Annotated in this window: 21 protein-coding genes and 1 pseudogene; 15 read left to right on the forward strand and 7 right to left on the reverse strand. The window is 62.9% G+C overall.

The genetic code is table 11. The annotated features are described in order from the left end of the window. Positions 1 to 41: 41 nt before the first annotated feature. A complete protein-coding gene (locus tag B2U07_RS21930) occupies positions 42 to 1103 on the reverse strand; it encodes an SMP-30/gluconolactonase/LRE family protein (RefSeq protein ID WP_275546200.1) in 1062 nt (353 codons plus the stop codon). 130 nt (positions 1104 to 1233) lie between these two features. On the opposite strand from B2U07_RS21930, the gene rnd reads away from it, so the two are divergent. The 5 genes from rnd to B2U07_RS21955 all read left to right on the forward strand — a co-directional run bounded on the left by rnd (position 1234) and on the right by B2U07_RS21955 (position 5554). Further along, positions 1234 to 2367: a ribonuclease D gene (gene rnd / locus B2U07_RS21935; RefSeq protein ID WP_275546162.1), complete on the forward strand. Its 1134-nt coding sequence runs from the start codon at positions 1234 to 1236 to the stop codon at positions 2365 to 2367. After that, positions 2364 to 2657, forward strand: a complete 294-nt coding sequence (locus tag B2U07_RS21940) for a YcgL domain-containing protein (RefSeq protein WP_013716186.1) — start codon at positions 2364 to 2366, stop codon at positions 2655 to 2657. The genes rnd and B2U07_RS21940 overlap by 4 nt, the downstream gene beginning before the upstream one ends. 3 nt (positions 2658 to 2660) lie before the next feature. Beyond that, positions 2661 to 3593: a D-2-hydroxyacid dehydrogenase gene (locus B2U07_RS21945; protein ID WP_275546161.1), complete on the forward strand. Its 933-nt coding sequence runs from the start codon at positions 2661 to 2663 to the stop codon at positions 3591 to 3593. A gap of 182 nt (positions 3594 to 3775) precedes the next feature. Continuing rightward, entirely contained in the window at positions 3776 to 4225 is a 450-nt protein-coding gene (locus B2U07_RS21950; RefSeq protein WP_197856646.1) for a YcgN family cysteine cluster protein, read from the forward strand. A 102-nt stretch (positions 4226 to 4327) separates the two neighbouring features. After that, positions 4328 to 5554, forward strand: coding sequence for a hypothetical protein (locus tag B2U07_RS21955; protein WP_275546160.1), 1227 nt, complete (start codon positions 4328 to 4330; stop codon positions 5552 to 5554). A gap of 71 nt (positions 5555 to 5625) precedes the next feature. On the opposite strand, the gene B2U07_RS21960 is transcribed toward B2U07_RS21955, so the two are convergent. Then, a complete protein-coding gene (locus B2U07_RS21960) occupies positions 5626 to 5994 on the reverse strand; it encodes a YajD family HNH nuclease (protein ID WP_161866313.1) in 369 nt (122 codons plus the stop codon). A 75-nt stretch (positions 5995 to 6069) separates the two neighbouring features. Between B2U07_RS21960 and B2U07_RS21965 the strand changes: the two genes are divergently transcribed. Beyond that, entirely contained in the window at positions 6070 to 6381 is a 312-nt protein-coding gene (locus B2U07_RS21965) for a hypothetical protein (protein WP_275546159.1), read from the forward strand. A gap of 78 nt (positions 6382 to 6459) precedes the next feature. On the opposite strand, the gene B2U07_RS21970 is transcribed toward B2U07_RS21965, so the two are convergent. Next, complete coding sequence (locus B2U07_RS21970; RefSeq protein ID WP_275546158.1) at positions 6460 to 8502, reverse strand: S9 family peptidase; 2043 nt, start codon at positions 8500 to 8502, stop codon at positions 6460 to 6462. 101 nt (positions 8503 to 8603) lie between these two features. On the opposite strand from B2U07_RS21970, the gene B2U07_RS21975 reads away from it, so the two are divergent. The 5 genes from B2U07_RS21975 to B2U07_RS21995 all read left to right on the forward strand — a co-directional run bounded on the left by B2U07_RS21975 (position 8604) and on the right by B2U07_RS21995 (position 12094). Continuing rightward, positions 8604 to 9077 carry an MFS transporter gene (locus tag B2U07_RS21975; RefSeq protein WP_275546157.1) on the forward strand — a complete coding sequence of 158 codons (474 nt, stop codon included), beginning with the start codon at positions 8604 to 8606 and terminating at the stop codon, positions 9075 to 9077. Positions 9078 to 9140: 63 nt separating this feature from the next. Further along, entirely contained in the window at positions 9141 to 9587 is a 447-nt protein-coding gene (locus tag B2U07_RS21980; RefSeq protein WP_197856641.1) for an HIT family protein, read from the forward strand. A gap of 4 nt (positions 9588 to 9591) precedes the next feature. Next, positions 9592 to 10365 (forward strand): class II glutamine amidotransferase, encoded by a 774-nt coding sequence (locus B2U07_RS21985; protein WP_197856640.1) that lies wholly within the window; start codon positions 9592 to 9594, stop codon positions 10363 to 10365. A gap of 4 nt (positions 10366 to 10369) precedes the next feature. After that, complete coding sequence (locus B2U07_RS21990; protein WP_275546156.1) at positions 10370 to 10894, forward strand: DUF2937 family protein; 525 nt, start codon at positions 10370 to 10372, stop codon at positions 10892 to 10894. Positions 10895 to 11032: 138 nt separating this feature from the next. After that, positions 11033 to 12094, forward strand: a complete 1062-nt coding sequence (locus B2U07_RS21995; RefSeq protein ID WP_296277917.1) for a DUF2167 domain-containing protein — start codon at positions 11033 to 11035, stop codon at positions 12092 to 12094. Between the two features lie 304 nt (positions 12095 to 12398). Here B2U07_RS21995 and B2U07_RS22000 read toward each other — a convergent pair whose 3' ends face one another. From B2U07_RS22000 to B2U07_RS22010, 3 genes are all read right to left on the reverse strand, one after another. Further along, complete coding sequence (locus B2U07_RS22000) at positions 12399 to 13577, reverse strand: vWA domain-containing protein (protein WP_296277919.1); 1179 nt, start codon at positions 13575 to 13577, stop codon at positions 12399 to 12401. A gap of 206 nt (positions 13578 to 13783) precedes the next feature. Beyond that, complete coding sequence (locus B2U07_RS22005) at positions 13784 to 14629, reverse strand: AAA family ATPase (RefSeq protein ID WP_072424653.1); 846 nt, start codon at positions 14627 to 14629, stop codon at positions 13784 to 13786. A 150-nt stretch (positions 14630 to 14779) separates the two neighbouring features. Next, positions 14780 to 15856 carry a DUF748 domain-containing protein gene (locus B2U07_RS22010; RefSeq protein WP_296277921.1) on the reverse strand — a complete coding sequence of 359 codons (1077 nt, stop codon included), beginning with the start codon at positions 15854 to 15856 and terminating at the stop codon, positions 14780 to 14782. 136 nt (positions 15857 to 15992) lie between these two features. Between B2U07_RS22010 and cysK the strand changes: the two genes are divergently transcribed. After that, entirely contained in the window at positions 15993 to 16964 is a 972-nt protein-coding gene (cysK, locus tag B2U07_RS22015; protein ID WP_296277923.1) for a cysteine synthase A, read from the forward strand. A gap of 243 nt (positions 16965 to 17207) precedes the next feature. Here the strand turns inward: cysK and B2U07_RS22020 are convergent, their stop codons facing one another. Further along, the gene (locus tag B2U07_RS22020; RefSeq protein ID WP_296277924.1) at positions 17208 to 18098 is read right to left on the reverse strand and encodes a DMT family transporter; all 891 of its coding nucleotides are present in this window, start codon (positions 18096 to 18098) and stop codon (positions 17208 to 17210) included. A gap of 211 nt (positions 18099 to 18309) precedes the next feature. On the opposite strand from B2U07_RS22020, the gene aceK reads away from it, so the two are divergent. The 3 genes and pseudogenes from aceK to B2U07_RS23230 all read left to right on the forward strand — a co-directional run. Next, entirely contained in the window at positions 18310 to 20028 is a 1719-nt protein-coding gene (gene aceK, locus B2U07_RS22025) for a bifunctional isocitrate dehydrogenase kinase/phosphatase (RefSeq protein ID WP_296277925.1), read from the forward strand. An 86-nt stretch (positions 20029 to 20114) separates the two neighbouring features. Continuing rightward, positions 20115 to 20246, forward strand: coding sequence for a PA1414 family protein (locus B2U07_RS22030; RefSeq protein ID WP_269476126.1), 132 nt, complete (start codon positions 20115 to 20117; stop codon positions 20244 to 20246). A gap of 357 nt (positions 20247 to 20603) precedes the next feature. Further along, positions 20604 to 20885, forward strand: a pseudogene (locus B2U07_RS23230) (PAS domain-containing protein); the annotation flags it as partial. Positions 20886 to 20969: the final 84 nt, after the last annotated feature.

The raw sequence follows: 20969 nt of genomic DNA on the forward strand, positions 1-20969 counted from the left end.
ATTCGCAGGTGGACTCTGGTCGAACGATCGTGGGCAGACTCTTAGTGAATCTGCAGTTTGCCGATGCGGTCGTTGTCGAGGCTGCCGAAGTACAGGTAATCACCCACCGGCTTCACCGAGGTGACCATGCGCAGATGCGTGCCGCTGGTGTCGTGCAGGCTGCGGACGATGTTGCCCTGTTCATCGAGCGCGATGGCGAAGCCATAGGGAATCGCCTTCGGCCACAGCGCGCGCGGCAGCTTGGCCAGTTGCGCCTTGAGCCAGGGGTGGCGATGGAGGAAATCGGCGTCGGCCTTGCGCGGGGTGGGCAGCGCCACCCAGAAGGTGCCCTTGCGGTCGCCCTGCAGGTTATCCGGCAGCCCTGGCAGGTTATCGATGAAGATGTCGTGCTGGCCGGCCTTATCGCCCTTGAGCCAGTAGCGGGTGATGCGGTAGCGATAGGTCTCGTTGACCAGCACGAAGTCCTCGTTCGCCGACAGCGCCACGCCGTTGGCGAAGTACAGGCCATCGAGCAGTACGCGGGTTTCGCCGCTGGCCGGGTTGTAGCTCAGCAGACGCCCATGCGGGCGGGCTTCGAGCAGGTCGAGCAGGTAGTCCGGCTGTTCGAAGCGCGAGGAGGCGTCGCTGAAGTAGATGGTGCCGTCGCTGGCAATATCCAGATCATCGGTGAAGGCGAAGGGCAGGCCGTCGGCCTCGGTGGTCAGCACCTTGATCGCACCCTGTGGGTCGATGCTCAACAGGCCCTTGTAGGCGTCGGCGACAATCAGGTTGCCATCGGCATCGAAGTTCATGCCCAGCGGGCGGCCGCCAGTGTCGACGAATGTTTCCAGGCTGTCGTCCTCCTGAACACGCACGATGCGCCCGTCATGCAGGCCGGCGTACACCCGGCCCTGGCCATCGACCGCGGTGTCTTCCGGGCCGTGAACCTGACCGCGCGCCAGCAGTTCAGCCTTCATCAGGGTGTCGTTGGGTTCCAGCACGCCGGTCATCTCCGGGGCCGGCGCGGCGTCCCAGGGCAGCGGATCGATCGGGCTGGGGGTCAGGGCCAGGTAACCGGCCGCTGCGGCCAGCAGCATGACGAGCAGGGCAAGCAGTTTCTTCAGCATTGTCGTTCTTCCGTGGCGGAGGTGGTGCGCGGCACAGATTACACAGTTCCTGTTGCCGACGGCAGGCCGCACCCCGTGGGATCGCCTAGGCATATATACTGCGCGGCATTGTTCATGGGAGAGCCGCGTGGCTAACGACATTCACTGGATTCTCGACGACGCCGGCCTGGCCGAGCATTGCGCTGCCTGGCAGGCGCTGCCTTTCGTCGCGCTGGACACCGAGTTCATGCGCGTCGACACCTTCTACCCCATCGCCGGGCTGCTGCAGGTCAGCGCTGGCGAGGGTGCCTATCTGATCGACCCCTTGGGTATCAGCGACTGGCGACCGTTCGCTGCACTGCTTGAAGCGCCGGGCGTGGTCAAGGTGCTGCATTCGTGCAGTGAAGATCTGGAGGTGTTCCTGCGCCTGACCGGCAGCCTGCCGGCGCCGCTGTTCGATACGCAACTGGCGGCCGGTTATCTCAACCTCGGTTTCTCCATGGGCTACTCGCGCCTGGTGCAGGCGCTGCTCGATATCGAACTGCCCAAGGGCGAGACCCGCTCCGACTGGCTGCAGCGGCCGCTGTCCGAGCTGCAGGTGCGTTACGCCGCCGAAGACGTGCTGCATCTGGTCGAGGTGTACCGTGCGCTGATGGCTCGCCTGGCGCCGCAGAAGGTCGAGTGGGTGCTGGAGGACGGCGCCGAACTGGTGGCCAACCTGAGCCGTGAAGTGGCGCCAGAGGACGCCTGGCGCGATGCCAAGCTGGCCTGGAAACTGTCGCGTCAGCAGCAAGCGGTGCTGCGCGCGCTGTGCGCCTGGCGCGAGCGCGAGGCGCGGTCGCGCAATCAGCCGCGTAATCGCGTGCTGCGCGAGCATTCGCTGTGGCCGCTGGCGCGCACCCAGCCGGATAACCTGGTGGCGCTGGCGCGTATCGAGGACATGCACCCGAAGACCGTGCGCCAGGATGGCGAAACCCTGCTCAAGCTGATTCGCGAGGCCGCAGCATTGCCGCCCGAGCAATGGCCGGAAGCCTTGCCCGAACCGCTGCCAATCGAAGCCTCGGCGCTGCTGAAGAAACTACGTGCCGTCGGCCAGCGTGAGGGCGAGCGCCTGGATATCGTGCCCGAGCTGATGCTGCGCAAGAAAACCCTGGAAGCCCTGCTGAAAAGCGGCTTTCCCAATGGCCCGTACCAATTGCCCGACTCCCTGCGGGGCTGGCGCCGGGAGTTGATGGGTCAGGCGCTTCTGAACTGCCTGGCCGCTGAAGGAGAATCCGCGTGAAACGCATCTGTTCCATCTACAAGAGCCCGCGCAAGAACGAGATGTACCTCTACGTACTCAAGGCCGAGGCCCTGACCCGCGTGCCCGAGGGCCTGCTCGCGGTATTCGGCCCGCCCGCGCACGCCTTCGACCTGGTGCTCAGCCCGGAGCGCCAGTTGGCGCGGGAAGACATCGCCACGGTGCTGGAGAATCTCGAAAAGCAGGGTTATCACCTGCAGATGCCGCCGCCCGAAGAAGACTACATTCAGCACTTGCCCGACGAGTTGCTGTGCCGTAACGACCCGGTCTGAAGCATGCGCCTGCTGATCGCAGAAGATGACCACGTTCTCTATGCCGAGCGTATTCGTAGTGCCTGCCCTGAGCTGCAGCTGGTAGCCAGCTCGCAGTCCGAACAGCTGCGTACGCTCGCCGGCGAATGCGAGCTGTGGCTGGGTCAGCCCGACCTGCTCGCCCCCTTGCTGCGCGAAGGGCTGCGCCCGCAGTGGCTGCAGTCGACCTGGGCAGGCATCACGCCGCTGCTGGCGGCCGGCCTGCCGCGTGATTATCGCCTAAGCCGCGCCGTCGGCGTCTTTGGCCAGGTAATGGCCGAATACGTGCTCGGCCATATGCTGGCCCATGAGCGGCGCCTGTTCGCTCGGCTGGCAGCGCAGGTCGAGCAGCGTTGGGATCACAGCTTGCCGCGCAGCCTGCGTGGGCGCCGGGTGCTGGTGGTCGGTTGCGGCGATATCGGACAGGCCGTGGCCACTTTTCTGCAGCCCTTCGCTGTGGAACTGCGTGGCGTTGCCAGCCACGCCCGAGAGCAGGCGCCTTTTGCCGAAGTGGCGGCCATGGACGACTTGCCTCGGCTGATCGCCTGGGCCGATTACGTGATCAACCTGCTGCCGGACACGCCGGCAACCCGCGATCTGTACGATGCCGATCTATTGGCTCATTTCCGTGAAGAGACCGTGTTGATCAATGCTGGGCGCGGTGTCGCCGTGGTCGATGCCGATCTGGTCGCCGCGCTTGAGCGCAACCAGTTGGCCGGCGCGGTGATCGACGTCTGTCGCGAAGAGCCACTGCCGCCAGGCCACCCGTTCTGGACGGCGCCGCGCCTGCTGCTCACCGGTCACAGCTCGGCGCCCACCGACCCGGCACTGATGAGTGAGCTGTTCATCGATAACCTGGCGCGCTGGCAAGCCGGAGAGCCGCTGCGTGGTGAAGTGGATTTCGCTCGCGGTTATTGAGGCACTTGGCGGGTTGCGCCCGCCCTACGGGTGCAGATCTGTAGGGCGGGTGCACCCCGCCAGCGGCGATGACCGGCTCGTACAATCAATCCCTGATGGCGCCATTCGGCATGCGCCGCTTGGCCAGGGCTGGGGCTCAAGCTAGACTGCCGCGCTTTTTTCACCTGAGTCCATACTGCTCCATGACCGCCAACCTCGAACCCTTCTGGAAACGCAAGACGCTCGCCGAGCTCGATCCGGGTGAGTGGGAGTCGCTGTGCGACGGCTGCGGCCTGTGCTGCCTGCAGAAGCTCGAGGACGAGGATGACGGCGCCGTCTATTACACGCGTATCGCCTGCAAACTGCTGGACCTGCAGAGCTGCCGGTGCAGCGACTATCCCAATCGAGTCAAGCATGTGCCCGATTGCATCCAGCTCACGCCGGCGCAGGCCGATCAGTTCCAATGGCTGCCGCCGACCTGCGCCTATCGTCTGGTCAGTGAGGGCAAGGATCTGCCGCACTGGCATCACCTGGTGAGCGGCGATGCGGATGCGGTGCATGCCGAGCGGATTTCCCAGTCGGGACGTATGCTGAGCGAGAACAGCGTGGCCGAAGAGGACTGGGAAGATCATCTGATTTTCCGCGCTGGTTGATTGCCGCGCGGCTTCGTGGCAAATCTGTCCCCCGTTCATGGAATTTGCCCTGTGGCACGGCGGTCATATGCCGCCATGTCCCCGCATCAGGAGTGTTGCTCGATGTCCCTTCGCTTGCCGTTGTACGCGTCTCTGCTGCTTCTGAGCCTGCCGGCCTTCGCTGCCACGCAGAAGGTCGATCTGGATTATCACGTGCGCTTTCTGCCCGAGAGCAATCAGGCTGAGGTCAGCATCACGCTGGAGAAGGGCGAGCGCGTGCGCAGTTTCGATTTCAATCTTGGCGAAGATGGGCGCTTCAGTGATTTCAAGGCCGATGGCCAGTGGTCGCAGGAGGTCGCCGGGCGTGGCAAATGGCAGCCGGGCGAGGGCAAGAGCGTGCTCAGCTATCGGGTGCTGATCGACAGCGAGCGCAAGCCTGGCCGTTACGATGCCAGGATGACCGAGGACTGGGCACTGTTTCGCGGTGATGATCTGGTGCCCGCAGCCAGGCTCGATCAGCGTGACAAGACCGACCTGGTGGCGCGCCTGCAGTTCGAGCTGCCCAAGGGCTGGAAGAGCGTGGAAACCGGCTGGCCGCGCATCGGCAAGAATCGTTTTCGTATCGACAACCCGGAGCGCAAGTTCGATCGTCCCACCGGCTGGATGCTCGCCGGCAAGCTGGGCACCCGCCGCACGCGCCTGGGCGATACCGAAGTCGCCATTTCCGCGCCGGTCGGCGAGGGCATGCGGCGTATGGATATCATGACCTTCCTCACCTTCGTCTGGCCGCAGATGCAGCAGGTATTCCCGCGCGATCCGGACAAGCTGCTGATCGTCGGCGCCGGCAACCCGATGTGGCGCGGCGGTCTGTCGGCGGCCAATTCCTACTACATGCATGCCGACCGTCCACTGGTCAGCGAGAACGGCACCAGTTCGCTGGTGCATGAGCTGGTGCATGTATTCGGTCGCATCTATGGTCGTGATCGCAGTGATTGGATCGCTGAAGGTCTGGCCGAGTACTACGCCATCGAGGTGATGCGCCGTGCCGGAGGTATCAGCGAGGACCGCTATCAGAAAATCCGCGAGCAGCTGATTCGCTGGAGCAAACCGGTCAACAGCCTGCGCACCGACAATGCCAGCGGCCAGGTCACCGCGCGCGCCGTGCTGTTGTTGCAGGAGCTGGACCGGGAAATCCGCCAGAAGACCAAGGACAAGGGCAATCTCTCGCTGGACGACGTCACCCGCGGGCTGATGCGCCTGGATCGCGTCAGCACCAGGGACTTCATCGATATCACCGAGAACGTCATCGGCGGTCCGTCGAAGACGCTGGATACGCGCTTGCTGCGTTGAGTCCTGGTGCAATCCCGCAGGAGCGGCTTCAGCCGCGATTCGCGAATGAATTCGCTCCTACGGACCGCGGTTCAGTCCTTTTTAGCGTCCGCCTGGCCCAGCAGTGCGGCCAGGCCGGCCAGCCCCTTGTGCGTGACCTTGCTGCCGGAACCTGCGCTGGCCGCCTCTTCCTTCTGGTAGTGCAGGTCGACCTGACGCTGGTGTTCGTTGTCATGGCAGTACAGACACAGCAGCTCCCAGTTGGAACCGTCTTCCGGGTTGTTGTCGTGATTGTGGTCGCGATGATGCACGGTCAGCTCGCTCAGGCGCTTGCCGCTGAACTCGCGGCCGCAGCGGCCACAGATGTGTGGGTACATGCGCAGCGCCTTTTCCCGATAGCTGGTTTCGCGGCGTTGCTGGGCTTCGGCGAGAATCTTGTCGAGCTTGCTGGTCGGATTCATGGAGCGGTTCGCTGGAACGTTGGTGGGCAGGAGTTGCCAGAATAGAACGAAAGCCAGTCGAGCAGGAGAGCCATCATGCGTATCCCCATTCTCGCCGCGATGATCCTGGCATCCAGCGTCGCCACCCTGACATGGGCGCAGCAGCCCATGCGCATGCCATCAGCCCCGGAGGCCGGGTCGCCGGGAACGGCGACGCCACAGCCCTATGGCCAGCCCTCGAACGCTGTACCGATCAAGCGCCAGGGAACGGCGCCCCTTCTTCCGCCGCCTCAGGGTCAACCCCTGCCCGGTGCGCCTCGCCCCAACGGTGATCAGCCGATCCCGCAACTGGATGAGCAGATACGCCGCAACAGCCAGGGCCTGGAAGGGCAGCGCAAGCAGGACTGAGCGTCGGTTTGTGTAGGAGCGGCTTCAGCCGCGATGCTTGGGGCGTCGCGGCTGAAGCGGAGTGCCGCCCAACCGCTCTTACGAGTGTGCTACGCCGAGTACGCGGAATATGAACGCATATTCCAGCGCCACATCCTTGATGCCCTGATAACGCCCACTCATGCCGCCATGGCCCGCGCCGAGGTCGGTCTTCAGCAGCAGCAGGTTGTCGTCGGTCTTGTCGCGGCGCAATTTGGCCACCCACTTGGCGGCTTCCCAGTACTGCACGCGACTGTCGTTGTAGCCCGCGACGGCGAGAATCGCCGGATATGCCTGGGCGCGGACGTTCTCGTAAGGCGCGTAGGCCTTGATGCGCTCGAAGACCTCGGGCTGGTTCGGGTCGCCCCATTCATCGTACTCGGTCACGGTGAGCGGCAGGTCCGGGTTGAGCATGGTGTTGAGCACGTCGACGAAGGGCACTTCGGCGATGGCAGCGGCGAACAGCTCGGGACGCTGGTTGAGCACGGCGCCGATCAGCAGGCCGCCGGCGCTGCCGCCGCTGATCGCCAGTTGCGAGGCGGTGGTCAAGCCCTCGGCGATCAGGCGTTCGGCGCTGGCGATGAAGTCAACGAAGCTGTTCTGCTTGTGCTCCAGCTTGCCGGCACGGTACCAGGCTTCACCCATCTCGCCGCCACCGCGTATGTGCGCGATGGCGAAGACGAAACCGCGGTCGAGCAGGCTCAGGCGAGCATGAGAGAACCAGGGGTCGAGGCTCGCGCCATAGGCACCATAGCCATAGAGGTAGAGCGGGGCTGGTTGGCCTGCCGCGAACACCTCGCGGCGCGCCACCAGGCTGATGGGGATCTGCGTACCGTCGGCTGTACTGGCCCAGAGGCGGCGGCTCTCATAGACATCGGCATCGAACGGGCCTTCCACCGGCGTCTGCTTAAGCACCTGCTGCTCACCCGTGGCCAGTTCCAGCTGACGTACCTGGGCGGGGCGGTTCAGCGCTTCGTAGCGCAGCCGAATCACCGGGCTGTGAAACTCCAGGCTGTCCTGCACATAGAGGCTGTAGGCCGCATCCGGCAGCTGCACGCGGTATGCCATCTGGCCCTGCGGCTGCACTTCGAGGATCGGCAGGCCACCTTCGCGCAGCGCCAGGACGATGGCGCGCTGGTTCAGCGTGGCGCCTTCTAGCATCACCTGCGGGTCATGTGGACGAATCTGCTGCCAATGCACGCGCTGCGGCTTGCCCTCGGTGGCGCGGTACAGCGCGAAGTTGATACCGCTCTGGTTGCTGCGAATCAGCCAGCACCACTCGCCGTTGAGCATGCCGTGGTCGACGTCGTATTCGTGATCTTCCTCGCGGGGCGCCAGGCAGGTGAAGGCGTCTTGCGGGGTTTGGGCGTCCAGCACCCAGACTTCGCTGGTGGTCTTGCTGCCCAGTTGCAGAATCAACTGGCGCTCGGAGCTGGAACGATAGCAATGCAGGAAGAAACGGCCATCGGCCTCCTCGAATACCGCTTCGGCTGCGGCCTCGCCGAGGCGATGACGATAGAGCTTGTAGGGGCGGTGGGTGTCGTCCAGTTCGGTGAAGAACAGCGTCTGGCTATCGTTCGCCCAGGTCATGCTGCCGTCGCAATCGTCGAAGGGCAGCTCGCTGATCTGGCCGCTGCCCAGCTCCTTGACGAACAGGCGGTAGATCTCGTCGCCGCTGCTGTCGAGGCTGTAGGCCAGGCGTTGCTGGTCGGGGCTGATGCTGAATGCACCCACGGAAAGAAAGCCGCCACCGGCCAGCTCGTTGGGGTCGAGCAGCAGCGTTTCGCTGGCGCTGTCGACCTGCAGCGAACCATCGGCAGGGCGACGGCAGCGATAGTGCCGTGGATATTCGTCACCAGCGGTGGTGCGCTGGTAATAGAGGTAGTCGCCCCAGGGCGTGGGCAGCGACAGGTCGGTCTCGCGGATGCGCCCCTTGATCTCCTCGAACAGCTGCTCGCGCAGCGCCTGCTGTGGTTCCAGCACGCTCTCCAGGTAAGTGTTCTCCGCCTGCAGATGGGCCAGTACTTCCTCGCTGTCGCGGTTCTCCAGCCAGTGATAGGGATCGTTGCCGGCTTCCTGGCGGGCGATGGGGGCAGAGGACATGGCGAAACTCCAGATCGGCCTGGCCGGCAAGAGCGCCGAGCCGGGTAAAAACCGCTATCATAAGCGCCCCTTTGCCAGACCTGCCACGCCGGCGCCTGCTTATGATGAATGAAAACGACTACCTTCTGGCCTGGGCGGCTTACGGCTTCGCTGCCCTGGGTTGCCTGTTGGTATGGATGCGCCTGACCAGCTGGATGTGGCGCTATCTGCGCGAGCCGCTGGCGGTGCTGGTGGCCGTGCTGCTGTTCAGCCCGACCATCGTCGATCCGACGCGCGAGCTGTTCGCGCCTGCATTGGCGGTCACCGCCATGGACGTTTTGCTCAAGGTTGGCAACAACGCCTGGCGGGCCGTGGCCGATCTGGCGCTCTACAGCCTGATCGCTTTTGCCGTTTACCTGCTGTTCGTCGCCATTCGCTGGCCCATCGAGCGCTGGTGGAAGAACCGCCATGGCCAGGTGGCCGCCGAGCCTGACGAAGACCCGCGCACGCTGCGCGAGCGCATGGAAGAGGACGACGATCTGCCGGTTCGCGACTACGAACGCGATCGCAGTGGCCGTATGGAGCCGCGTATCTGATTTGCCCCCTTGCGCCGGCTGGCCCGTGCGTTCAGCATGATGGCCTTGTGCAAGGGAGGCTCGATGGATTGCGTTTTCTGTGCCATTGCCGAGCGGCGGCTACCCGCTCATCGGCTTTACGAGGACGATGACTTCATCGTTCTGCTGGATATCTTTCCCATGCGTCCGGCCCATGTGCTGATCGTCAGCCGCCTGCATGCGCCGTTTCTGCGTGACTTGCCCGTGCCGGTTCGTGAGCGTCTGCTGACCTTGTCGGAGCGCGTGGCCAGTGCGCTGCGTGAGGCCGGTTACGGGGTTAACGGCATCAATATGCTGATCAACGATGGTCCGGACTCCAACCAGCACGTGCCTCATCTTCATCTACACCTGATTCCGCGTCGGCCGGGCGACTTGCCGGCGCTGCTCTGGCGATTGCTGGTGCGTTTTCTGCCAATGGGCCGCAAGCGACTCGAAGCGCGTCTGCAGGACGAAGCCGAGCGTCTGCGCCTGATCCTCGGCAAGGAGAATTGATTCGATGTGCGAATTGCTCGGCATGAGCGCCAATGTCCCCACCGATATCGTCTTCAGCTTTACCGGGCTGATGCAGCGCGGCGGCCGTACCGGGCCGCACCGTGATGGCTGGGGCATCGGTTTCTACGAGGGGCGTGGCCTGCGTCTGTTTCAGGACCCGCGGGCGAGCAGCGAGTCCGAGGTGGCGCAACTGGTACAGCGCTATCCGATCAAGAGCGAGGTGGTGATCGGCCACATCCGCCAGGCCAATGTCGGTCAGGTTTCACTGGTCAATACCCATCCCTTCAGCCGAGAGCTGTGGGGGCGCAACTGGTGTTTCGCGCACAACGGTCAGCTCGCTGGTCTGCAAGGCTCCACCAGTTTCTATCGACCGGTTGGCGAGACCGATAGCGAGGCCGCCTTTTGCGACCTGCTCAACCGCGTGCGGCGCGCCTTTCCCGAGCCGGTCTCGGTGGAAATGCTGCTGCCGGTGCTGGTCGCAGCCTGTGCCAGCTACCGCCAGCTCGGCGTGTTCAACTGCCTGCTCAGCGATGGCGACTGGTTGTTCAGCTTCTGCTCAACCAAGCTAGCGCATATCACCCGGCGCGCGCCGTTCGGTCCGGCGCAGCTCAAGGACGCCGATCTCAAGGTGGACTTCCACTCGGAAACCACACCCAACGATGTGGTGACGGTCATCGCCACCGAACCTCTGACCGACAACGAACAATGGTCGCTGTACCAGCCGGGCGAATGGCGCCTGTGGCGCCGCGGCGAATGCATCACTCACGGCAAGGCCTGATCCCATGCTTAGAAGCTACCTGCGTCTGACGCTATTCGCCTTCGGCCTGTTGCTTGGCGTACAGGTGCCGGGCTTCATCGATGACTATGCCAAGCGCGTCGAGGCCCATCGTCTGGAGTCGCAACAGAGTCTCAAGGGCTTCCAGGAAACCGCACAGAAATTCTTCAAGGGCGACATGGACGCGCTGGTGGCGCACTACCGCGTCAGCGACGACCCGGTGATGCGCAGCGACGCCAACAGCGTCGGGCATCTGGTGCAGCGCTCGGCTTTGCTCGAGCGCGAGTGGCAGGCCATGCAGGGCCCATGGTACGCCCAGGCCTGGCACCTGGCGACTGGCGCCGATCACGAGCTGTTCCAGGAAACCTTGCGGGCGTACCGCTATCAGGTGCTGTTCACTCCGGATGCAATTCTCTGGGGCGTAATCAGCGCGTTGCTGCTGGCCTGGCTGGCGGAGCTGCTGGTGCTGATGTTCGGCTTGATATTCGGGGCAGGGCGGACCAGACGCGCCCAGCAACGCCACTGGCGCTGAATCGGCAAGCCCCGGGAGCAATACGTTGGGCAAGCCGAGCGGAGCAAAAGGTGCGCTGGTTCGCCAGACGTGTGAGCAGGGTATGGTAATGTAATACCGCGTTACATTTATCTCTTACCCTGTTTCACTGGAGTTTCCATGTCGATCAAGGATTCGATCCTGGCAGCCGCGCTGGCTGCCGTTCTGCCGTTCACGTCCGCTGCATATGCCAATCCCGAGACCGAGCCTGAGAGTGCTGCGGTCAGCGAGGAGGTCACCGAAGGTGACGATTCGGCGCAGTACATCAGCCCTGAAGAATTCGTCGCCAGCCTGGAGTTCAAGACCGGGCGAGTGGTGCTTGGCAACAACCTGGCTACCCTCAACCTGCCCGATTCGCTGGTGTTCCTCGATGGCGAGAATGCCCAGCGCCTGCTGGTCGACGGTTGGGGCAACCCGCCGGATGACGTACCGCCGCTGGGCATGATCCTGCCGGCCGGTGTGTCGCCGTTGGCCGACGAGTCCTGGGGCGTGACCGTCGAATACGAAGACAGCGGCTATGTGTCCGACGAGGACGCCGCCGATATCGACTATGGCGACATGCTCAAGGACATGCAGGCCGACATGCGCGAGGCCAACACCTGGCGTGAAGAGAACGGCTACGAGCCGGTACAACTGGTCGGCTGGGCCGCTGCGCCACGCTACGATGCCGAAGGCAAGAAACTGCACTGGGCCAAGGAACTTAAGTTCGGCGACAGCGAGATCAATACCCTGAACTACAACATCCGCGTGCTGGGCCGTAAAGGTGTGCTGGTACTGAATTTCGTCGCCAACATGGACCAGCTGGCTGAAATCGAAGCCAACGTACCGGCCGTGCTGGCAGCTACCGAATTCAACCCTGGCCAGCGCTACGCCGAATTCGACCCGGATCTGGACACCGTCGCCGCTTACGGCCTGGGCGCGTTAGTAGCCGGCAAGGTGGCGGCCAAGACCGGCCTGCTGGCCATGCTGCTGGTACTGCTGAAGAAGTTCTGGTTCATCCCGGTGGTGGTGATCGGCTGGCTGTTCAAGCGTATCGGCCGGAGCAAGCAGAACATGCCGAGCGAAGAGGCGAGTGCGCCGCAAGCGCCGGTAGCCACTGCCGAGAGCAAGCCGGAAGAGCCACTGCAGACCCCGGCGCAGACGGTGATGGACCTGAACAAGCCGGACGACGACAAGCGCTGAGTGCGCGCCTTCCAGGCAAAGGGCCCTTCGGGGTTATGTCGTCAATCAAGGAAAACGCCGCGACTGCTCTGCAGGGGCGCGGCGTTTTTATTTGATCAGGCAGCAGCGACTGCCGCGGCGAGGCAAACTTATCGCGGACAAGTCCGCTCCCACATAGGTCCAGCGTTCGCAGGGCTGGTGCGGTAATTCCTGTGGGAGCGGAATCGTCCGCGAAGCCCTGTCCCTTGGATACCGATTAAACCAGTGGCGTAGCCCTGAACAGCGATGGGTGACAGGCTTTACCCTTTCGTTGCAGCGCTTTCGCTTACTTGGACAGGTACTTCATCCCATCTTCCAGCCCCTGCAGGGTCAGCGGGTACATGCGGTCCTCGATCAGTTCGCGCACCAGATGGGTGGAGGCGGTGTAGTTCCAGGTGTCCTTGGGGTAGGGGTTGATCCAGATGATCTTCTTGAATTTCTCGGTGAAGCGCTTCATCCAGACGTAGCCGGCTTCCTCGTTCCAGTGCTCAACGCTGCCGCCGGCCTGGGTGATCTCGTAGGGCGCCATGGCTGCGTCACCGACGAAGACCACCTTGTAGTCGGCGCCGTACTTGTGCAGCAGATCCAGGGTCGAGGTGCGCTCGCTGGTGCGGCGCATGTTGTTCTTCCACACGCTCTCGTAGATGAAGTTGTGGAAGTAGAAATATTCAAGATGCTTGAACTCGGTCTTGCAGGCGGAAAACAACTCCTCGCAGACCTTTACGTGGGCGTCCATCGAGCCGCCGATATCCAGCAGCAACAGGAGCTTGACCGTGTTGCGGCGCTCCGGGCGCATCTGGATATTGAGCAAGCCGCCGTCCTTCGCGGTGTGGTCGATGGTGCCGTCCAGATCAAGCTCTTCGGCAGCGCCCTGGCGGGCGAACTTGCGCAGGCGGCGCAGCGCCACCTTGATGTTGCGCGTGCCCAACTCGACCTGGTCATCGAGGTTCTTGTACTCGCGCTGATCCCACACCTTGGCGGCCTTGCCCTGGCGCTTGCCGGCGTCGCCGACGCGAATGCCTTCCGGGTTGTAGCCGCCGGAGCCGAACGGGCTGGTGCCGCCGGTGCCGATCCACTTGTTGCCGCCGGCGTGCTTCTCTTTTTGCTCCTCGAGGCGTTTCTTGAACTCCTCGATCAGCTTGTCCAGGCCGCCCAGGCTCTGGATTTGCGCCTTTTCCTCATCGCTCAGCAGGCGCTCGAATTCCTTGCGCAGCCATTCCTCGGGGATCATCGCCTCAATATGTTCGTTGAGGTTTTCCAGACCCTTGAAGTAGGCGCCGAAGGCACGGTCGAACTTGTCGAAGTGGCGTTCGTCCTTCACCAGGATCGCGCGCGCCAGGTAATAGAACTCGTCCATGTCGGCGAACACGACGTTGTGCTTGAGCGCGTTGATCAGGTCGAGCAGCTCGCGCACCGACACCGGCACCTTGGCCGCGCGCATTTCGTTGAATAAATTGAGCAGCATGGCTGCGCCCTCGTTTATTGGTTGGCTCTGGCACGTTGCGTCAAAGCCTATTGCCGGGGGACGGCTTCTCTGTTGCACGGGGCAAGGGATTGCGAGCTAGAGCCAGGCAAGGCGGAATCAGGTGAGCAAGCGCAGTGTACTTTTGTACATGAGCATTGCAAGCCTGATTCCAACACAGCATGGCCGACGCGCAGCAGCCCGAATTCCTACCTAGAAGCGCGGCGGGTCATGAAGGCCAGGCGCTCGAGCAGTTGCACATCCTGCTCATTCTTCACCAGAGCACCGGCCAGCGGCGGGATGGCCTTGGTCGGATCGCGTTCGCGCAGCACCGCTTCGCCGATGTTGTCGGCCATCAGCAGCTTGAGCCAGTCCACCAGTTCGCTGGTCGAGGGCTTCTTCTTCAGGCCCGGCACCTTGCGTACGTCGAAGAATACGTCCAACGCCTCGGCCACCAGCTCGCCGCTGATGTTGGGGTAGTGCACGTCGACGATCTTCTTCAGCGTGTCGCGATCCGGGAAGGCGATGTAGTGGAAGAAGCAGCGGCGCAGGAAGGCGTCCGGCAGCTCCTTCTCGTTGTTCGAGGTGATGATGATGATCGGGCGCTGCTTGGCCTTGATCGTCTCATTGGTCTCGTAAACGTAGAACTCCATCTTGTCGAGTTCCTGCAACAGGTCGTTGGGGAACTCGATGTCGGCCTTGTCGATTTCGTCGATCAGCAGGATCACGCGCTCGTCGGACTCGAACGCCTCCCACAGCTTGCCCTTCTTGATGTAGTTGCGAACGTCGTGGACCTTGTCAGAGTCGAGCTGCGAATCGCGCAGGCGGCTGACCGCATCGTATTCGTAGAGGCCCTGGTGCGCCTTGGTGGTGGACTTGATGTGCCAGGTGATCAGGCGGGCAGAGAAGGCATCGGCCAATTGCTCGGCGAGCATGGTCTTGCCGGTGCCCGGCTCACCCTTAACCAGCAGCGGGCGTTGTAGGGTGATGGCGGCATTGACCGCTAGTTTGAGGTCGTCGGTGGCGACGTAGGACTGGGTGCCTTCGAATTTCATCGGGAAGATTCCTCGAACGGGCGCGCGCGGCGCAGCCGGCTGACTTTGTGAATGCGACTATAACGCGCAGCCGGTTCGCCTGTGAACGAAGACGCGGTATTCAGTCACTGAATGGCGGGTCACGCCGATCGAGGCCATCTTCAGCGATGATTAGTCTTCGCTACCCGGCGGAGCGTTCTCGAAGCGCGCATTGAAGGCTTCGACGAAGCCGTTGCGCAGGATGCCGAGGAAGGCCTGAAAGGCGCTGATGTCCTGCTGACGCGTGCTGCCGCTGAGTTCCACGCGGGTGGCGATCTGGTCCTGGCGCTGGTTCTTCAACACTTTCTCGCTGCCGCCGACCAACGCCTCCCATATCGAGCGCAGAAAGCCCTTGTCCTGATCCTCTACATCCTGCTGCCAGTCGAATACCTCGACGTTACGCAGTAGCGGTTTGATATAGCCGCTGAGCTGCGCGTCCTCGGCGTGGGCCTCGATCACCAGGTCGCCATTACCGCTTTTGAAGTCGAACTTGCCATAGGCGTTGGCCAGGTCGTTCAGGCGCGGCAGCTCGATGCCGGTCGCGCGTACGCGGAATTCGAAATCCTCGAAATTGTGGAAGGGGTCGAACACGGCAGTTGCTTCCAGTGGCGCGTGATCGAGCAGTTGTGCGGTGCCTTCGAACCGGGCGACGCGATCGCCCTGTTCATCGGCCACGTTAGTCAGGTTGTAAAGGCTGGCGTCGATGGCATTGGCGTGCAGCTTCACCGGTGGCGAGGCATTGAAGTTGTAGAAGCCCAGGGTGCCGTCGAGCACGCGCACTTCGTTGAGGGTGATCGGCAGCAGCTTGTTCAGCTGCTCGCGCCAGTCGACACCTTCACCGGTCTGGGTGTCGTCGCTGCTTTGCCCGTCGACGAAATTCACCTGCGGCTTGTCGAAAATCACTCTGGCCACCACGGCACGCTCCTGCCACAGGTCGCGCCAGCTCACCGAGATATCGATGCGCGGAGCATCGACGAAAGGCACCGGTACCTGCTGTTCGGCCTTGACGATGTTCAGGCCATTGATGCGATAGGCGCCGCGCCAGAGTGCGAGGTCGATGTCTTCTATGTGCCCACGGTAGTCGCCCATGTCGGCGAGCTTGCCATTGAGGTAGTCGCGAAGGACGTAGGGCAGGGCAACGTGCAGTATCACCAGCAGGGCGAGCAGGCTGAGGCAAATCCACAGCGGCAGGCTGTAACGGCGTTTCATCTGGTGTATCCGTCAGGTCTGTTCACCTCAGGTTGACTGCGCGAGCGGGTGCAGAGTTCGACCTTCCTGATGCTGGACGCCATGGATCATCGGGCATAGGCTGATGGGCTCCGCAACGACAAGGAATCGATGCATCATGAGCCGCATTTTCGCAGATAACGCCCAGGCCATCGGCAACACGCCGCTGGTGATGATCAACCGTCTGGGGCCGAAAGGTGTGACCATCCTGGCCAAGATCGAGGGGCGCAACCCGGCGTATTCGGTCAAGTGCCGCATTGGCGCCAGCATGATCTGGGATGCCGAGGAGCGCGGCGTGCTCAAACCGGGCATGACCATCGTTGAACCGACCTCCGGCAATACCGGGATCGGCCTGGCCTTCGTCGCTGCCGCACGTGGTTACAAGCTGGTGCTGACCATGCCAGCCTCGATGAGCCTGGAGCGGCGCAAGGTGCTCAAGGCCCTGGGCGCCGAGCTGGTGCTGACCGAGCCGGCCAAGGGCATGAAGGGCGCGATCGAGAAAGCCCACGAGCTGGTCGCCGCCAACCCTGACTACTACCTGCCGCAGCAGTTCGAGAACCCGGCCAACCCGGCCATCCACGAAAAGACCACGGGGCCGGAAATCTGGCGCGACACCGAAGGCGCCATCGACGTGCTGGTCTCCGGCGTCGGCACCGGCGGCACCATCACCGGCGTTTCGCGCTACATCAAGCAGACCCAGGGCAAGCCGATCCTGTCGGTGGCGGTGGAGCCGGTGAGTTCGCCGGTGATCAGCCAGACCCTGGCGGGTGACGAGGTCAAGCCGGCTCCGCACAAGATCCAGGGCATCGGCGCCGGTTTCGTGCCGAAGAACCTCGACCTGGCGATGGTCGATCAGGTCGAGCAGGTCAATGATGATGAAGCCAAGGCCATGGCCCTGCGCCTGATGCGCGAGGAAGGCATTCTCTGCGGGATTTCCTGTGGCGCGGCGATGGCGGCGGCGGTGCGCCTGGCCGAAAAGCCGGAGATGCAGGGCAAGACCATCGTGGTGATCCTGCCTGACTCCGGTGAGCGTTATCTGTCGAGCATGCTGTTCAGCGATCTGTTCACCGAGCAGGAATTGCAGCAGTAAGACCCGCTGCTCGCGATCAAAGCCGCCTTCGGGTTAATGCCGATCAGTTAAGCGCCGACTGGCTACTATTCAGTCCCCTCGCCCCTCTGGGGAGAGGGTTAGGGAGAGGGGTAAATGCCCGTTTTGCGGTATTTCGGCCCTCTCCCCCAGCCCCTCTCCCGTAAACGGGAGAGGGGAGCCATGCGCTTACAGCCTTAACTGACTGGCATTCGCCTTCGGGCGGCCTTTTCGTAGGGGCGGACCCTACACCTTGGCTACTCCAGGCCTGACCACCAACCACAGAGCCAGGGCGATCAGTACGCAGCCAGGCAGGTAGTCCCAGCTCAGTGGCTCTCCCAGCAGCAGGGCGCCCCACAACACGCCGAACGGCGGGATCAGGAAGGTCGTGGTACTGGCCCTGATCGGCCCGATGTCGGCCAGCAGGCGGAAATACAGCACGTAGGCGAACGCCGTGCAGATCAGACCCAGGCCGGCCAGCGATAACCATACTTCCAGACCGCCCCAGCTGGGCGGCGGTTGCAGCGCCAGGCTGCCGACGAACAGCGGTAGCAGGAACAGACTGGCTCCTGCCAGGCTGGCGAAGGCGGTCAGGCGGTTGTCCAGGCCGCCCTGCTGGCCGATCCAGCGGCGGGTAAGAAAGCCCGCGAAGCCGTAGCAGGTGGTGGCCACCAGGCAGGCTCCGGCGCCGAGCAGCAGTTGCAGGTCGAAGGCCACCGGCCCGGTGCGGGTCAGCACCGCCACGCCGAGCAGACCGAGAAACACGCCCGCCGCCTTGCTTGGCGTGATGCCCTCATGGAAGAACAACGCACCGATCAATACGCCCATCAACGGCGTGGTGGCATTGAAGATTGCCGAATAGCCGGCCGGCAGGATGAGCGCCGCCAGGCAGTACATGGCCGAAGGCAGGCCGGCGTTGATCACGCCCAGGCCCAGGCAGATGCGCAGCTTGCCGCGAAAGTCCCAATTGCTGCGCAGCAGCACAAGCACGGCGAGCAGCCCGAGCGTGCCGAAGCTGGCGCGAAAGAACGCGGTCGGCATACTGCCCAGCACCGGTGCGGCAACGCGCATGAAGAGAAAGCTGGCGCCCCAGATGGCGGCGAGTAGCAGCAGGCGAAACAGATCGGCGGTACGCACGGTGAAACATCCGGCAGGGTGGGGGCGAGAGTGTTGCCGCTGGGCAGGGTTCTGGCAATCCGCATTGCACTTTTGAACGAGGTTTGTGCCAACCCGTAGCCCGGATGCAATCCGGGAAGACGTGGGCGATATTCTCCGGACTGCATCCGGGCTACGTTTGGCCGGCTTTGCGGCTAAGCTCGCTTCACTCATTACCTTGCGAGACATATGTATGGGGCAACAATGGCCAGCCGGCGAGATCGCTCGCCTGATCCTCGACGGCTTCGACGATTACCGCGAGCACTTTCGCCAGATCACCGATGGCGCCCGTGTGCGCTTCGAGCAGGCGCAGTGGCAGGAGGCGCAGCAGGCCTCGGCGGCGCGGATCAACCTGTACGAAGAGAAAGTGGCGCAGACCCGCGAAGGTCTGCTCGCGGGCTTCGATCAGTCGCTGCTGGAGGTCGGTCAGTGGCCGCTGGTCAAGAGTGCCTATATCGTCCTGATCGACCGGCGCTTCGACGACGAGCTGGCGGAAACCTGGTTCAACTCGATCTTCTGCAGCCTGTTCAGTCATGACCAGATCAGCGACGGCTGCATGTTCATCCATACCACCCGGCCATCGCTGCGCAACCAGCCCAGCGCTGCGCAGACGCGCAGCTACCGGCCCGCCGGCGAGCTGCATGCGACGTTGCAGGCGATCTTCGAGGATTACCGTTTCGACGCGCCCTACGAGGACCTGCCTCGCGATCTGCAGCGCATGGAGGAACAACTGCGCGCCAGCCTGCCGGACTGGGTGTGCAAGGACCCACAGCTATGCATCGAGCTGTTTTCCTCGGTGCTGTATCGCAACAAGGGCGCCTACCTGATCGGACGCATCTACAACCTTGAGGAGCAGTGGCCACTGGCGATCCCGCTGCTGCACCGCGAAGGGCAGGGCATCCAGGCCGATGCGGCGATCACCGACGAGGCGGAGGTGTCGATCATCTTCTCCTTCACCCGCAGCTACTTCATGGTCGACGTGGCGATCCCAGCCGAGTTCGTTGGCTTTCTCAAACGCATCCTGCCGGGCAAGCACATCGCCGAGTTGTACACCTCGATCGGCTTCTACAAGCACGGCAAATCCGAGTTCTACCGGGCGCTGATCGGCCATCTGGCCAGTACCGACGACCGCTTCATCATGGCGCCGGGTGTGCGTGGCATGGTCATGAGCGTGTTCACCCTGCCGGGCTTCAATACCGTGTTCAAGATCATCAAGGACCGCTTCGCCCACGCCAAGACAGTGGACCGCAATACGGTGATCGAGAAGTATCGCCTGGTGAAAAGCGTCGACCGCGTAGGGCGCATGGCCGACACCCAGGAGTTCGCCGACTTCCGTTTCCCCAAGGCCAAGTTCGAGCCCGAGTGCCTGGCGGAGTTGCTGGAAGTGGCGCCGTCGACCGTGGTGGTGGAGGGTGACGCCGTGCTGGTACGCCACTGCTGGACCGAGCGGCGCATGACGCCGCTCAACCTCTACCTGGAAAGTGCCAACGAGGCGCAGGTACGCGAAGCGCTGGACGATTACGGCCTGGCCATCAAGCAACTGGCGGCGGCGAATATCTTCCCCGGCGACATGTTGTTGAAGAACTTCGGTGTCACTCGCCATGGCCGCGTGGTGTTTTACGACTACGACGAGATCTGCTTTCTCACCGAAGTGAACTTCCGGCGCATCCCGCCGCCGCGCTTCCCCGAGGACGAGATGAGCTCCGAACCCTGGTATTCGGTGGGGCCGATGGACGTGTTCCCCGAGGAGTTCCCGCCGTTCCTGTTCGCCGATATCAGGCAGCGCCGGCTGTTCAGCCAGCTGCATGGCAACCTGTATGACGCCGACTGCTGGAAACAACTGCAGGAAGCGATTCGTGCAGGCAAGGTGATCGACGTGTTTCCCTATCGGCGCAAGAGCCCGGTGATTTGACCGAGCCGGGTTGAAATCCGCTTTGCCCGGCCTAATCTGATAAGTGAGCCCCTGGCTCTCCCTTTACTTGGCAGGAGGTCGTACCCATGCTCGCCAAGCTGCAAGAACAACTGCAAGCCGTGCTGCAGGCCCTTGGCCTCGTCCCGCAACCCCAGCCGATTCGTATCAGCGAAGCCGAGCAGGAGCGCCTGCGTCGCGAAGCGCGTCAGCGTCGCTGAACGCTTTGGCCCGGAAGCAAGCCGGGCTTATCGTGGCCACAACCCTGCCTGCGGCTTGCCTGGCAAGGGCTGCGGTTGCGGCTGTATTTCACCTTAGGGGCCTTCCCTGATCTCATCGGCAGTGCCCAATCCTCCAGTGCTAACGCAACCACTCGGACTGCGCGGCTGACTTGTGTGGCCATGGTCGTAACCGCAGGCCATTGCTCAAGACCTTTCAAGACGCAACTGAATCAGAACTGAAACAGAGTCGCCTTTCTTCTCCGAAAGGCGTACAGCCTAACGCTGGCGCGCTTATTAGGCTGTGCTAGTACTTATTCATACGTCTGTCTCAACTCTAATGCGAACAGGGAAGCCTCGATGCGCCAGAACCTGCCCGTGACTCAGCGGGAAAGAACCTTCCCCGCGGAAGACCGCCTGATTTCCACCACCGACCTCAACAGCAAGATCACCTATTGCAACGATGCCTTCGTCGAGATCAGCGGCTTCACGCGTGAGGAGTTGATCGGCCAGCCGCATAACCTCGTGCGACATCCGGACATGCCGCCAGCGGTATTCGGCCACATGTGGGAGACGATCAAGCAGGGCAAGCCCTGGATGGGGATCGTCAAGAATCGCTCTAAGAATGGTGACTACTACTGGGTCAGCGCCTACGTCACGCCGATCTATGAGAACGGCCGGATTGCCGGATACGAGTCGGTGCGTTCATTACCGACAGAGGCGCAG

The sequence above is a fragment of the Pseudomonas sp. UBA7530 genome, from assembly GCF_002479365.1.
In the GTDB taxonomy this organism is placed as follows: domain Bacteria; phylum Pseudomonadota; class Gammaproteobacteria; order Pseudomonadales; family Pseudomonadaceae; genus Aquipseudomonas.